The following is a 13125-nucleotide window of genomic DNA, read 5'->3' on the forward strand; positions in this document are numbered from 1 at the left end:
GGTGCAGGTGACCGAGATCGACCGGATGCTCGCGGCGAACGAGGCCTGGCTCGGGGAGTTCCCGGGCGACCTCCCGGTGGCCCCGGACCGCAAGGTCGCGGTCGTCGCCTGCATGGACTCGCGGATGCCGCTGTTCGGGATGCTCGGGCTGGCGGTCGGCGACGCCCACGTGATCCGCAACGCCGGCGGCGTCGTCACCGAGGACACCCTGCGGTCGCTGGCCATCTCCCAGCACGTCCTGGGCACCCGCGCCGTCGTGCTCGTGCACCACACCGACTGCGGGCTCAACAAGGCCACCGACCAGGAGGTCGCCGACCTGGTGGAGCGGAACACCGGCCACCGGCCGCCGTGGGTGGCGCGCACCTTCACCGACGTCGACGCCGACGTCCGGGAGTCGATGCAGCGGATCCGGGAGACGCCCTACCTGCTCAGCGCCGAGGTGCGGGGCACCGTCTACGACGTCGCGAGCGGCCGGCTCCGCGAGGTGGACTGATCGCGGCTGTCAGCCGACCGGTCCGACGCTGGTATGGTTCTCCGTTGGTGCGTGATGCCGGTTGGTGCACGCGTGTCCGGGGCCGCCGATCTCATCGGGTCAGCCCAAGTCTCCCGTCCTCGGTGAGGCGATCCCACCAGCCACCCGCCCGACGACGACAGGACAAGTGAGCCTCGTGCGCACGTACAGCCCCAAGCCCGGTGACATCACCCGGGCCTGGCACGTCATCGACGCCACCGACGTGGTGCTCGGTCGACTCGCCAGCCAGACCGCGATCCTCCTCCGCGGCAAGCACAAGCCCCAGTTCGCGCCGCACGTCGACGCCGGCGACTTCGTCGTCATCGTCAACGCGGGCAAGGTGGCCCTCACCGGCTCCAAGCGCGACACCAAGGTCGCCTACCGCCACTCCGGTTACCCGGGTGGCCTCCGGACGATCAACGTCGGCGACGAGCTGAAGACCCGTCCCGACCGCGTCGTCGAGCGCGCCATCAAGGGGATGCTGCCGCACAACACGCTGGGCCGGCAGATGCTCTCCAAGCTCAAGGTCTACGCCGGGCCCGAGCACCCGCACGCCGCCCAGCAGCCCCAGACCTACGAGATCAAGCAGGTGGCCCAGTGACCAGCGCACTGACCGTGACCGACGCCGACGGGCGTCCCATCCAGACCGTCGGCCGCCGCAAGGAGGCCATCGTCCGGGTGCGTCTGCTCCCCGGCACCGGCGAGTTCAAGCTCAACGGCCGCACCATCGAGCAGTACTTCCCCAACAAGGTGCACCAGCAGCTCATCCGTGAGCCGTTCGTGATCCTGGAGAAGAACGAGCAGTACGACGTCGTCGGCATCCTGCACGGCGGCGGCGTCAGCGGCCAGGCCGGCGCGCTGCGCCTGGCCATCGCCCGCGCGCTCATCGAGATCGAGCCCGATGACCGTCCGGCCCTGAAGAAGGCCGGCTTCCTGACCCGTGACCCCCGGGTCACCGAGCGCAAGAAGTACGGCCTGAAGAAGGCCCGCAAGGCGCCTCAGTACTCGAAGCGCTGACGGTACGTCCGTGGGTCGGCTCTTCGGGACCGACGGCGTCCGGGGCCGGGCCAACGCCGAGCTGACGCCAGAACTGGCGCTCTCGGTGGCCCGGGCCGCCGCCAGCGTGCTCGCCGACCGCGACGGGACCTCGCGTCCCGTCGCGGTCGTCGGGCGCGACCCCCGCGCGAGCGGGGAGATGCTCGAGGCCGCGGTCGTCGCCGGCCTGGCGAGCGCCGGTGCCGAGGTGCTGCGCGTCGGGGTGCTCCCGACGCCCGCGATCGCGCACCTCACCGGCCGCACCGACGCGGACCTGGGCGTGATGCTCTCCGCGAGCCACAACCCGATGCCCGACAACGGCATCAAGCTGTTCAGCCGGGGCGGGCACAAGCTGCCCGACGCCGTCGAGGCAGCCATCGAGCGGCGGGTGACCGGCGCCGACGACGGCGATCCCCGCGGCGACCACCGGCCGACCGGCGGGGGCATCGGCCGGGTCCGCGACCTGGCCGGCGCCGCGGAGGACTACACCACCCACGTCCTCTCCGCGCTGCGCGAACCCCTGCGGAACCTGCGCGTCGTCGTCGACTGCGCGCACGGGGCCGCCTACCGCTGCGCCCCGGAGGTCTACCGCCGGGCCGGTGCGCAGGTGCACGTCATCGGTGGCGAGCCCGACGGCTGGAACATCAACGACGGCATCGGGTCCACCCACCTGGGGCCGCTGATCGACGCCGTCGCGCGGCACGGTGCCGACATCGGCATCGCCCACGACGGGGACGCCGACCGCTGCCTGGCCGTGACCGCGCAGGGCGACGTCGTCGACGGCGACGCGATCCTGGCGATCTGCGCGCTGGCGCTGCACGAGGGCGGCAACCTGGCCGACGACACGGTCGTCGCCACCGTGATGAGCAACCTCGGCTTCCACCACACCATGCGCGCCGCCGGCATCGCCGTGCAGACGACCGCCGTGGGCGACCGCTACGTCCTCGAGGCGCTGCGCTCGCGGGGGCTCTCGCTCGGCGGCGAGCAGAGCGGGCACCTGGTCTTCCTGGACTGGGCCACCACCGGCGACGGGCTGCTCACCGGGCTGGCGCTGCTCTCCCGGATGAGCGCCACCGGCGCCTCGCTGGCCGAGCTGGCCTCGGTCGTGCAGCGGCTGCCGCAGACCCTGGTCAACGTGCCGGTGACCGACCGGCTCGCGGTCGCCGAGAGCGACGAGGTCGCGCGTGCGGTCAACGCGGTCGAGGCCGAGCTCGGCGACTCCGGCCGGGTGCTGCTGCGCCCCTCGGGCACCGAACAGCTGGTGCGGGTGATGGTCGAGGCGCCCACCCAGGAGGAGGCCGACGCCGTCGCCACCCGGTTGGCCGGCGTCGTCGCATCCGCCACCTGACGACGGCTCGACACCCCGGACGCCCCGCTCGTCCCGGCCGAGGTCACAGGTGGCCGGCCTGAGCCCCCGGTATCGTCGGCGGAATGTGCGGCATCGTGGGGTACGTCGGCCCGCAGGACTCGTTGGACGTCGTCCTGGAGGGCCTCCGTCGACTCGAGTACCGGGGCTATGACTCGGCCGGGGTGGCGGTGCTGGCCGACGGCCGGCTGGCCACCGCCAAGAAGGCGGGCAAGCTCGCCAACCTGGAGAAGGAGCTCGCCGAGGAGGGGCTGCCGGCCTCGACCATCGGGATCGGGCACACCCGCTGGGCCACGCACGGCGGGCCCACCGACCGCAACGCCCACCCGCACGTCTCCGCCGACGGCACCGTCGCGGTCATCCACAACGGGATCATCGAGAACTTCGCGTCGCTGCGCGCCGAGTGCGAGGCCGCCGGCATCGAGTTCTCGTCCGAGACCGACACCGAGGTCGTCGCGCACCTCCTGGCCGCCGTCTACCGGGAGACCCCGGAGGGGCCCGATCGGCTCGCCGAGGCGATGCGCACGGTCAGCCGGCGCCTGCAGGGCGCGTTCACCCTGGTCGCCAGCCACGCCGCCGAGCCCGACCGGCTGGTCGCCTCCCGGCGCAACAGCCCGCTGGTCGTCGGGGTGGGTGACGGCGAGTACTTCCTCGGTTCCGACGTCGCGGCCTTCATCGGGCACACCCGCCGGGCGCTGGACGTCGAGGAGGACCAGGTCGTCCTGCTGGACCGCCAGCACGGGGTGACGGTCACCGACTTCGCGGGCACCGTCGTCGAGCCGGTGACCCGCACCGTCGACTGGGACGCCGCCGCCGCGGAGAAGGGCGGCTACGACTGGTTCATGCTCAAGGAGATCGCCGAGCAGCCGGAGGCGGTGGCCAACACCCTGCTGGGCCGGCTCGGCGAGACCGGCGAGCTGGTCCTCGACGAGGTCCGGCTCTCCGACCAGGAGCTGCGCGACGTCGACAAGGTCTTCGTCGTCGCCTGCGGAACCGCTTACCACGCCGGGCTGATCGCCAAGTACGCGATCGAGCACTGGACGCGGATCCCGGTCGAGGTGGAGCTCGCCAGCGAGTTCCGCTACCGCGACCCGGTGCTGGACCGCAGCACGCTGGTCGTGGTGATCAGCCAGTCCGGCGAGACGATGGACACCCTGATGGCGCTGCGGCACGCCCGGCAGCAGAAGGCCAAGGTCCTGGCGATCTGCAACGCCAACGGGTCGACGATCCCGCGGGAGTCCGACGCCGTCCTCTACACCCACGCCGGGCCGGAGGTCGCCGTCGCCTCGACCAAGGGGTTCCTCACCCAGGTCGTGGCCTGCTACCTGGTGGGGCTCTTCCTCGCCCAGGTGCGCGGGGTCAAGTACGCCGACGAGGTCGCCGCCATCGTCGACGACCTGCGGGCGCTGCCGGCCCAGGTGACCGAGGTGCTGGGCAGCATGGAGCCGGTGCGGGAGCTCGCCCGCGACCTGGCCACCGAGAACACGATCCTGTTCCTCGGTCGGCACGTCGGCTACCCGGTGGCCCTGGAGGGGGCGCTCAAGCTCAAGGAGCTCGCCTACATCCACGCCGAGGGCTTCGCCGCCGGGGAGCTGAAGCACGGGTCGATCGCGCTCGTCGACCAGGGCACGCCGGTGGTGATCGTCGTCCCGTCGCCGCTGAGCCGGGAGTCGGTGCACGGCAAGGTGGTGAGCAACATCCAGGAGGTCCGGGCCCGCGGTGCGCGCACGATCGTGATCGCCGAGGAGGGCGACGACGACGTGCTGCCCTACGCCGACCACCTGATCCGGGTGCCGCGCACCCCGACCCTGCTCGCGCCGGTCGTCACCACCGTGCCGCTGCAGGTGCTGGCGTGCGAGATCGCGGCCACCCGCGGCCTGGACGTCGACCAGCCGCGCAACCTGGCCAAGAGCGTCACCGTGGAGTAGCACCACCGGGTGCGGGCGGACGGTGCCAGGCAGACTGGGCCGGTGATCATCGGGATCGGTGTCGACGTCTGCCCGGTGGAGCGGTTCGCCGCCTCGCTGGTCCGCACCCCGGGGCTGCGGGACCGGCTGTTCACCCCGGCGGAGCAACGCACCCCGGCCGGCGCCCAGCGCAGCGGTGAGTCCATGGCTGCCCGCTTCGCCGCCAAGGAGGCCCTGGCCAAGGCGCTGGGCGCACCGGGCGGCCTGCGCTGGCACGACGCCGAGGTGGTGGTCGGGGAGCGCGGGCGCCCGCACCTGGAGGTCCGCGGCACGGTGGCCCGGTGCGCGGCCGAGCTGGGGGTCACCTCCTGGCACGTGTCGCTGAGCCACGACGGGGGCATCGCCTCCGCCATGGTGATCGCCGAGGGGACTGCCCCGTGATCGGGCTGCACACGGCCGCGCAGGTCCGGGGTGCCGAGCAGGACGTGCTGGCCGGGCTCCCGGCGGGGGCGCTCATGCAGCGGGCCGCGACCGGGCTGGCCACGGTCTGCCTGCGGCTGCTGGGCCGGGGCCACGGCGTCCGCGTGGTGCTGCTGGTCGGGTCGGGCGACAACGGCGGCGACGCCCTGTTCGCCGGCGGGCTGCTGGCGCAACGGGGGGCGGCCGTCACCGCCGTCCTGCTCTCCCCGGAGCGGGCGCACGCCGAGGGGCTGACCGCGTTCCGCCGGGCCGGTGGGCGGGTGGCGGAGGCCGCCGACGCCGGGCTGCACCGGGCCGACCTGGTCCTCGACGGGATCCTCGGCCTCGGCGGCAGCGGCGGGCTGCGGGAGCCGGCGGCCGCGCTGGTCCAGGAGGCGACCGCCGGGCCGGGCCTGCTGGTCGCGGTCGACCTGCCCAGCGGCGTCGACGCGGACACCGGGGAGGTGCCCGGCGCCGCCTTCCCCGCGCAGCACACGGTCACCTTCGGTGCGGTCAAGCCCGGGCTGGTGGTCGGCGCCGGGCGCCGGCAGGCCGGCACGGTGCACCTGGTCGACATCGGGCTCGGCCCCGCGCTGCCCGAGCCGGCGGCCCGGCAGCTGACCGACGCCGACGTCGTCCCGCACCTGGACGCCCCCGCACCCGACGACGACAAGTACTCGCGCGGCGTGGTCGGCGTGCTGGCCGGTTCGGCCACCTACCCGGGCGCCGGGGTGCTGTGCACGGGCGCCGCGCTGCGCACCCGGCCGGGCCTGGTCCGGTACGCCGGCACCGCTGCGGAGGGCGTCCGTGCCTCCTGGCCGGAGGCCATCGTCACGTCCGGCCGCCCGGGGGACGCCGGACGCGTGCAGGCCTGGGTGGTCGGCCCGGGGATGGGCACCGACGACGACGCCGCGAGCGTGCTCGCCGAGGTGCTGGCGACCGACCTGCCGGTGGTGGTCGACGCCGACGGGCTGACCCTGGTCTCCCAGCGGCCGGAACTGGTGGGCGAGCGGACCGCCCCCACCGTGCTCACCCCGCACGACCGCGAGTTCGCCCGCCTCTTCGGCGAGGTCGGCACCGACCGGCTGGCCGCAGCCCGCCGGGGTGCGGCGGAGCTGGGCTGCACGGTGCTGCTCAAGGGGGATGCCACCGTCGTCGCCGACGCCGCCGGCACCACCTTCGTCAACGGCACCGGCACCCCGTGGCTGGCGACCGCCGGCACCGGCGACGTGCTCGCCGGCATCCTGGGCGCCGTGCTGGCGACCGGGCTGCCGGCAGCCGAGGCCGCGGCCGTCGCCGCCCACCTGCACGGCCGGGCCGGCCAGCTGGCCGCCGAGCAGGGACCGCTGATCGCCGGGGACCTGGTCCGTCGGCTGCCGGAGACGCTGGCCCGGCTGCGCGCCGGTGCCGGCTGACCGCGGCGGCCTGGGACAGTGGGCGGTGTGACGCAGGTGCAGCAGGTGCTGGGCAGCCGGGCCGAGGTGGTCGTCGACCTCGACGCGATCGCGGAGAACACCGCGGCGCTGCGCGCACGGGCCGCCCGCCCGCTGATGGCGGTGGTCAAGGCCGACGGCTACGGCCACGGGCTGGTCCCCGCGGCCCGGGCGGCGCTCGCCGGCGGGGCCGACGCCCTCGGGGTGACGGTGCTGGAGGAGGCGCTCGCGCTGCGCGCCGCCGGGGTCACCGCGCCCCTGCTGTCCTGGCAGCACGGACCGGGGGAGGACTACGCCGCGGCACTGGCCGCCGACGTCGAGCTGTCGGTCAACGCGGAGTGGGCGCTGGCCGAGGTGGTCGACGCCGCCCGCGCCGGCGGCCGCCTCGCCCGGGTGCAGCTGTTCGCCGACACCGGCCTGTCCCGCGAGGGGGCGACGCCGGAGGCCTGGCCCGGGCTGGTGGCCGCCGCGGTGCGCGCCCAGGCCGACGGCGACCTCGTCGTGACCGGGCTGTGGAGCCACCTCGCCTACGCCGATGCCCCCACCCACCCGACCATCGCCCGCCAGGTGCAGGTCTTCGAGGAGGCGGTGGCGCTGGCCGCGCAGGCCGGGCTGACCGACGTCCGCCGGCACCTGGCCAACTCGGCGGCCACGATCGCCTTGCCGGAGACCTGGTACGACATGGTCCGGCCGGGCGTGGCGGTCTACGGCCTGGACCCGCTGGGCGGCGACCCGGGGGAGTACGGGCTCCGCCCGGCGATGACGGTGCAGGCCCGGGTGGCGCTGACCAAGCGGGTGCCGGCCGGGGCCGGCGTCTCCTACGGCCACACCTACTCCCCGGACCGGCAGACGACGCTGGCCCTGGTGCCGGTGGGTTACGCCGACGGGGTGCCCCGCGCGGCCGGCAACCGGGCGCCGGTGCTCGCCGCCGGGGTGCAGCGGACGATCGCCGGCCGGGTCTGCATGGACCAGTTCGTCCTCGACGTGGGCGACGACCCGATCGCCCCGGGCGACACGGTGGTGCTGTGGGGCTCGGGGGCCGCCGGCGAGCCGACCGCCCAGCAGTGGGCCGACGCGGTCGACACCATCCACTACGAGCTCGTCACCCGGGTGGGCGGCCGCTTCTCCCGCCGCTACGTGGGCACCGCGGGGACCGCCTGATGGCGCAGCACGGCCACCTCCGCCTGGGCCGCACGGCCGGTCTGGTCGGCGCCGCGGTCGGCCTGGCCGCGGCCGGGACGGCGGTCGGGGTCGCCGTCACCCGGACGGCGACGGCCCGGGTGCGGGCCGGCCAGCTGGCCGGTCAGCGCGGGGAGGACGGCCGCCCCGTCGAGGACGTGCCGGTGAACCAGCTGCGCCGGGAGGACCCGCTGGGCTCCGGCCGCCGTACCGCCGACCGCACGGTGGTGGTGCGGGCCGACGACGGGGTGGCGCTCACGGTCGAGGAGGTCGGCCCGACCGATGCTCCGCTGACCGTCGTCTTCGTGCACGGCTACGCGCTGTCCATGGCCTCCTGGACGTTCCAGCGCAGGGACCTCGGCGAGCAGCTGGCCACCGCCAACGGCCACCGGCCCACCGCGCGCCTGGTCTTCTACGACCAGCGGGGGCACGGCGCCTCCGGCCGCGGTGCCGCCGCGCGCTCGACGATCGACCAGCTGGCCGCGGACCTGGAGTCGGTGCTCGCCGCACGGGTGCCGCGCGGGCCGGTGGTGCTCGTCGGTCACTCGATGGGCGGGATGACGGTGCTCGCGCTCGCCCAGCGACGGCCGGAGCTGTTCGGGACCCGGGTCGCCGGGGTGGCGCTGGTGTCCACCTCCAGCGGCAACCTCGGCGACCTTGACTTCGGGCTGCCCGCGCTGCTGACCCGGGTGCGCGCCACGGTGCTGCCGGTGGCGGTCTGGGCCATGCGCCGCAGGCCCGGGCTCGCCGAGGTGACCCGGCGACTGGCCAAGGACGTCGTGTCGGCGGTCACCTGGTCGATGTCGTTCTCCTCCACCGGCGTCGACCCGGCACTGGGGCGCTACGTGGACGCGATGATCGCCGGCACTCCGGTCGACGTGGTCGCCGAGTTCTACCCGGCGATCGCCGGGCTCGACGTCAGCGGCGCGATCGAGCCGTTGTGCCGGGTGCCGACCGTGGTGCTCACCGGCGACGCGGACAAGCTGATCCCCAAGGCGCACAGCGAGCGGATCCGGCAGCGGCTCGAGGAGACGGGCGGAGGGCCCGTGGAGTACGTCGCCGTCCCGGATGCCGGGCACCTGGTGCCGCTGGAGCACCCGGCGCAGGTGACGGAGGCGCTGGTCGGCCTGGTCCGCCGGGTCGCCGCCGGGCAGCGCCCCACCCGCTGACGGCCGCCTCGGCCCCGCCGTAGGGTCTGCGCGTGGTCCCCGTCCGTCCGCCGCGCCCCGACGCGGCCGCCGCCGAGGTCGCGGCGAGCGCCGCTGCCGCGCCGGACTGGGCTGCGCTGGCCGACCTCGCCCGCTCCTGCGTCGCCTGCCCGGAGCTGGCCGCCACCCGGCAGCACGTCGTCGTCGGGGACGTGCCGCTGACGGGCCGGCCGCGGCTGGTCGTCGTGGGGGAGGCCCCGGGCGCCACCGAGGACGAGACCGGCCGGCCGTTCGTGGGCAGGAGCGGCGCGCTGCTGGACCTGCTGCTCGGCGAGGCCGGGCTGGCCCGGGCAGAGGTGGCCGTGCTCAACATCGTGAAGTGCCGCCCACCGGGCAACCGCACCCCGAAGGCACCCGAGGTCGCCCGCTGCAGCGGCTGGCTGCGCCGCCAGCTCGACCTGCTCGGCGCCGAGGTCGTGGTCGCCCTCGGGCTCTCCTCGGCCAAGTGGTTCCTCGGCCCACGCACCGTGCTCGGTCAGGTGCGGGGCAGGGCGCACGACGTCGACGGGCGGGCCGTGTGGGTCACCTACCACCCGTCGGCGGCGATCCGGTTCGGTCCGAACGGCGCCCCGCGGGCCGCGCTGGCCGCCGACCTGCACGCCGTGGCGGCCTCGCTGTGAAGCGCGAGCACGAGCTGCCCACCGTCGCCGACACCCAGGCGTTCGGCCGCGAGCTGGCCGGGCTGCTGCGGGCCGGCGACCTGGTCGTGCTGGCCGGTCCCCTGGGTGCCGGGAAGACGGCCCTCACCCAGGGCATCGGCGCCGGCCTCGGGGTGCCCGGCCCGGTGACCTCACCGACCTTCGTGCTCGCCCGGGTGCACCGCGGCGGGCGGGTGCCGCTGGTGCACGTCGACGCCTACCGGCTGGCCGGCATGGCCGACGTCGACGACCTGGACCTCGACGCCACCACCGAGGAGGCGGTCACGGTCGTCGAGTGGGGCCACGGCCTGGTCGAGCAGCTGGCCGACGAGCACCTGGTCGTCGAGCTCGACCGCCGGGACGACGACGTCCGCACCGTCCGGCTGGTGCCCGCCGGCGCGGGCTGGGAGCAGCGGCTCACCGAGGCCTGAGCCTCAGCCGGCCCGCTCGACGATCGGGCGCAGCAGCGCCGCCAGCTCCGCCGGGGCGGCCAGGAACGGTGAGTGGCCGGCGTCCAGCCGGAGCACGGTGCCGGCGCGCGCGGACATCGCCTCCTGGGCGGCCACCGGGATGGCCTGGTCCTGCTCGCAGACGACGTAGGTGCTCGGCAGCTCGGTCCAGGCGGCGCGGCTCAGCGGCTGGGTGAGCGCGGCCGTGGACTGCAGCTGCAGCTCGGCCACCGCCTGCCGGGTGAGCTCCGGGGAGACGCCGTTGTAGAAGACCGCCTCGGGTGTGGTGGCCCGGACGTGCGTCGGGTACAGCTCCTGCCAGGACGGGACCTGACCGCCCAGGCTGCTCACCAGCGAGTCGCCCACGTCGAGCTGGAAGGCGCACAGGTAGACCAGGTGCGCCACGCCCAGCTCGGCGGTGGCCGCCTCGCTGATCGGGATCCCGCCGTAGGAGTGCCCCACCAGGACCGCCGGCCCCTCGAGGCCGGCGAGCGCGTCCCGGACGGCGGCGGCGTCGGCGGTGAGGTCACCGAGGGACTGCGGGTCGGTGCCGGAGCTGGGCAGCGCGACGCGGACGACGTCGACGCCGGGCAGGTGGTCGACCAGCGGCTGCCAGCACCACGGGGTGTGCCAGGCGCCGTGGACCAGGACCAGGGTGGCGGGCATGGGGTTCCTCGTCGTCGGGGGCGGTGGACGCGCAGTTGATCAACAAGGGGGTCCCGGGCGCAACCTCCCGGCCGCTGCCGACGGGGGCGGCATCTACCCTCGACGGTCGTGCTCGTCCTCGCGCTCGACACGGCCACCCCGACCCTCGTGGTCGGCCTCGCCCGCTGGACCGCCGGTGGCCCCGCCGACGTGCTCACCGAGCGCGGGCTGCCCTCGGGCAACCGGCACGCCGAGCTGCTCACCCCCGCGATCCGGGAGGCCCTCGGCACCGCCGGCGTCGCGATGGCCGACCTGGACGCCGTCGTCGTCGGACTCGGGCCGGGACCGTTCACCGGCCTGCGGGTCGGCATCGTCAGCGCAGCTGCCCTGGGGGACGCCCGCGGGATCCCGGTGCACGGGGTCTGCTCGCTGGACGCGGTCGGCGACGGCGCCCGGTCGGTGGTCACCGACGCCCGGCGCAAGGAGGTCCACTGGGCCACCTACGACGAGGCGGGGGTGCGGCTCTCCGGTCCCGGCGTCGACCGGCCGGAGGACGCCCCGGTCACCGACCCGGTCGTCGGGGACGTCCGGTTCGCCGAGCGGCTGGGCCGCGAGGTCATCGCCGCCGAGGTCACCACGGCCGGGCTGCTCCGCGCCGCCCTGCCCCTGTTCGACCGACCACCGGCACCGCTGGAGCCGCTGTACCTGCGCCGTCCCGACGCGGTGCCCTCGGTGACCCGCAAGCCGGTGAGCCAGTGAGCGTGCAGCTGCGGGACATGACGGTCGACGACCTGACCGCGGTGATGGCCCTGGAGGAGGAGCTCTTCGCCCCCGACACCTGGACCGAGTGGATGTACCGGGACGAGCTCGCCCGCCCCGACACCCGGCACTACCTGGTGGCCGTCGACGCCCACGCCGATGCCGCAGCCGTCCTCGGCTACGCGGGGCTGATCAGCTACCCCTACGAGGCGCACATCGCGACCATCGGGGTCACCGGCACGCGGCAGCACGAGGGGATCGGGGCGTTGCTGCTGGACGCCCTGCTCGCCGAGGCGGACGGGCGGCGCACCCCGGTGCTGCTGGAGGTGCGCGAGGACGACGAGGCGACCCAGGCGTTCTACCGCCGGCGCGGGTTCGCCGAGATCGGCCGCCGCCCGAACTACTACCCGCTCAGTGGGAAGGACGCCGTCGTGATGCTGCGGGAGGTGCGGCGATGAGCCAGCCGCTGGTGCTGGGGTTCGAGACCTCGTGCGACGAGACCGGCATCGGGCTGGTGCGCGGGCAGACGCTGCTGTCCGACGCGCTGGCCACGTCCATGGCCGAGCACGAGCGCTTCGGCGGGGTGGTCCCGGAGATCGCCAGCCGGGCGCACCTGGAGGCGATGGTCCCGACCGTGCACCGGTCACTGGCCGACGCCGGGGTGACCCTGCGCGACGTCGACGCGATCGCGGTCACCGCCGGCCCGGGGCTCACCGGCGCGCTGCTCGTGGGGGTGGCCGCGGCCAAGGCCTACGCGCTGGCCCTCGACGTCCCGCTGTACGGGGTGAACCACCTGGCCGCGCACGTCGCCGTCGACGAACTGGAGCACGGCCGGCTGGCCGAGCCCTCGATCGCGCTGCTCGTCTCCGGGGGGCACAGCTCGCTGCTGCTGGTGCCCGACCTCGCGCAGGAGGTGCAGGAGCTGGGCCGGACGATCGACGACGCGGCGGGGGAGGCCTTCGACAAGGTCGCCCGGGTGCTCGACCTGCCGTTCCCGGGCGGGCCCCCGATCGACCGGGCCGCCCGCGAGGGCGACCGGCGGGCGATCCCGTTCCCGCGTGGCCTGACCGGCCCCCGCGACGCGGCCTACGACTTCTCCTTCTCCGGCCTGAAGACGGCGGTGGCCCGCTGGGTGGAGGGCCGCCAGCGCGCCGGGGAGGCGATCTCGGTCGCCGACGTCTCTGCGTCCTTCCAGGAGGCGGTGGTCGACGTGCTGACCGCCAAGGCGGTGCGGGCCTGCCGCGACCACGGGGTGGACCACCTGGTCATCGGGGGCGGGGTGGCGGCCAACTCCCGGCTGCGCGCCCTGGCCCAGGAGCGCTGCGACGCCGCCGGGATCGTGCTGCGCACCCCGAGCCCGCGGCTGTGCACCGACAACGGCGCGATGGTGGCCGCGCTCGGCTCGCGCCTGGTCGAGGCAGGGGTGGCCCCGGCGCCGGTAGACCTGGGCGCCGACAGCTCGATGCCGATCGACCTCATTAGTACGTGAAGATTGTACGGCCCTGGCCAGTTGACGCATCCGCGTTGCGCTAGACG

The 13125-nt window shown here is 75.2% G+C and carries 15 protein-coding genes; 14 read left to right on the forward strand and 1 reads right to left on the reverse strand.

Translation table 11 applies throughout. The annotated features are described in order from the left end of the window. Nucleotides 1-7: 7 nt before the first annotated feature. The 11 genes from O2V61_RS13645 (at nucleotide 8) to tsaE (ending at nucleotide 10167) form a co-directional block, all read left to right on the forward strand. Nucleotides 8-493, forward strand: coding sequence for a beta-class carbonic anhydrase (locus O2V61_RS13645; RefSeq protein ID WP_269183819.1), 486 nt, complete (start codon nucleotides 8-10; stop codon nucleotides 491-493). A gap of 175 nt (nucleotides 494-668) precedes the next feature. Further along, the gene (gene rplM / locus O2V61_RS13650; RefSeq protein ID WP_269170531.1) at nucleotides 669-1112 is read left to right on the forward strand and encodes a 50S ribosomal protein L13; all 444 of its coding nucleotides are present in this window, start codon (nucleotides 669-671) and stop codon (nucleotides 1110-1112) included. Continuing rightward, the gene (gene rpsI / locus O2V61_RS13655) at nucleotides 1109-1528 is read left to right on the forward strand and encodes a 30S ribosomal protein S9 (protein WP_442928913.1); all 420 of its coding nucleotides are present in this window, start codon (nucleotides 1109-1111) and stop codon (nucleotides 1526-1528) included. The genes rplM and rpsI overlap by 4 nt, the downstream gene beginning before the upstream one ends. A gap of 10 nt (nucleotides 1529-1538) precedes the next feature. Continuing rightward, nucleotides 1539-2894, forward strand: coding sequence for a phosphoglucosamine mutase (gene glmM, locus O2V61_RS13660; protein ID WP_269183820.1), 1356 nt, complete (start codon nucleotides 1539-1541; stop codon nucleotides 2892-2894). An 83-nt stretch (nucleotides 2895-2977) separates the two neighbouring features. Then, the gene (gene glmS / locus O2V61_RS13665) at nucleotides 2978-4840 is read left to right on the forward strand and encodes a glutamine--fructose-6-phosphate transaminase (isomerizing) (RefSeq protein WP_269183821.1); all 1863 of its coding nucleotides are present in this window, start codon (nucleotides 2978-2980) and stop codon (nucleotides 4838-4840) included. 42 nt (nucleotides 4841-4882) lie between these two features. After that, a complete protein-coding gene (locus tag O2V61_RS13670; protein WP_269183822.1) occupies nucleotides 4883-5260 on the forward strand; it encodes a holo-ACP synthase in 378 nt (125 codons plus the stop codon). Beyond that, nucleotides 5257-6693 carry an NAD(P)H-hydrate dehydratase gene (locus tag O2V61_RS13675; RefSeq protein WP_269183823.1) on the forward strand — a complete coding sequence of 479 codons (1437 nt, stop codon included), beginning with the start codon at nucleotides 5257-5259 and terminating at the stop codon, nucleotides 6691-6693. Before O2V61_RS13670 ends, O2V61_RS13675 begins: the two co-directional genes overlap by 4 nt. A gap of 27 nt (nucleotides 6694-6720) precedes the next feature. Beyond that, on the forward strand, nucleotides 6721-7872 hold the full coding sequence (gene alr / locus O2V61_RS13680) for an alanine racemase (protein ID WP_269183824.1): 1152 nt from the start codon (nucleotides 6721-6723) through the stop codon (nucleotides 7870-7872). Next, nucleotides 7872-9059, forward strand: a complete 1188-nt coding sequence (locus O2V61_RS13685) for an alpha/beta fold hydrolase (protein WP_269183825.1) — start codon at nucleotides 7872-7874, stop codon at nucleotides 9057-9059. Before alr ends, O2V61_RS13685 begins: the two co-directional genes overlap by 1 nt. A gap of 32 nt (nucleotides 9060-9091) precedes the next feature. Next, on the forward strand, nucleotides 9092-9718 hold the full coding sequence (locus O2V61_RS13690) for a uracil-DNA glycosylase (protein ID WP_269183826.1): 627 nt from the start codon (nucleotides 9092-9094) through the stop codon (nucleotides 9716-9718). Next, nucleotides 9715-10167: a tRNA (adenosine(37)-N6)-threonylcarbamoyltransferase complex ATPase subunit type 1 TsaE gene (gene tsaE / locus O2V61_RS13695; RefSeq protein ID WP_269183827.1), complete on the forward strand. Its 453-nt coding sequence runs from the start codon at nucleotides 9715-9717 to the stop codon at nucleotides 10165-10167. The genes O2V61_RS13690 and tsaE overlap by 4 nt, the downstream gene beginning before the upstream one ends. A gap of 3 nt (nucleotides 10168-10170) precedes the next feature. Here tsaE and O2V61_RS13700 read toward each other — a convergent pair whose 3' ends face one another. Next, nucleotides 10171-10851: an alpha/beta hydrolase gene (locus tag O2V61_RS13700; RefSeq protein ID WP_269183828.1), complete on the reverse strand. Its 681-nt coding sequence runs from the start codon at nucleotides 10849-10851 to the stop codon at nucleotides 10171-10173. A gap of 108 nt (nucleotides 10852-10959) precedes the next feature. Between O2V61_RS13700 and tsaB the strand changes: the two genes are divergently transcribed. From tsaB to tsaD, 3 genes are read left to right on the forward strand one after another with little or no spacing between them, the layout of a single operon-like run. Continuing rightward, nucleotides 10960-11589 (forward strand): tRNA (adenosine(37)-N6)-threonylcarbamoyltransferase complex dimerization subunit type 1 TsaB, encoded by a 630-nt coding sequence (gene tsaB, locus O2V61_RS13705; protein WP_269183829.1) that lies wholly within the window; start codon nucleotides 10960-10962, stop codon nucleotides 11587-11589. Beyond that, nucleotides 11586-12047, forward strand: a complete 462-nt coding sequence (gene rimI, locus O2V61_RS13710) for a ribosomal protein S18-alanine N-acetyltransferase (RefSeq protein ID WP_269183830.1) — start codon at nucleotides 11586-11588, stop codon at nucleotides 12045-12047. Before tsaB ends, rimI begins: the two co-directional genes overlap by 4 nt. Continuing rightward, nucleotides 12044-13078: a tRNA (adenosine(37)-N6)-threonylcarbamoyltransferase complex transferase subunit TsaD gene (gene tsaD / locus O2V61_RS13715; protein ID WP_269183831.1), complete on the forward strand. Its 1035-nt coding sequence runs from the start codon at nucleotides 12044-12046 to the stop codon at nucleotides 13076-13078. Before rimI ends, tsaD begins: the two co-directional genes overlap by 4 nt. The last annotated feature ends 47 nt before the right edge of the window (nucleotides 13079-13125 follow it).

The sequence above is a fragment of the Modestobacter sp. VKM Ac-2985 genome (assembly GCF_026967925.1).
Classification (GTDB): domain Bacteria; phylum Actinomycetota; class Actinomycetes; order Mycobacteriales; family Geodermatophilaceae; genus Modestobacter.

Bases quoted from the DNA above. Each gene is read 5' to 3' on its own strand.
- glmS (WP_269183821.1), top strand. From the start codon at position 2,978: ATGTGCGGCATCGTGGGGTACGTCGGCCCGCAGGACTCGTTGGACGTC.
- O2V61_RS13685 (WP_269183825.1), top strand. From the start codon at position 7,872: ATGGCGCAGCACGGCCACCTCCGCCTGGGCCGCACGGCCGGTCTGGTC.
- O2V61_RS13700 (WP_269183828.1), bottom strand. From the start codon at position 10,851: ATGCCCGCCACCCTGGTCCTGGTCCACGGCGCCTGGCACACCCCGTGG.
- tsaD (WP_269183831.1), top strand. From the start codon at position 12,044: ATGAGCCAGCCGCTGGTGCTGGGGTTCGAGACCTCGTGCGACGAGACC.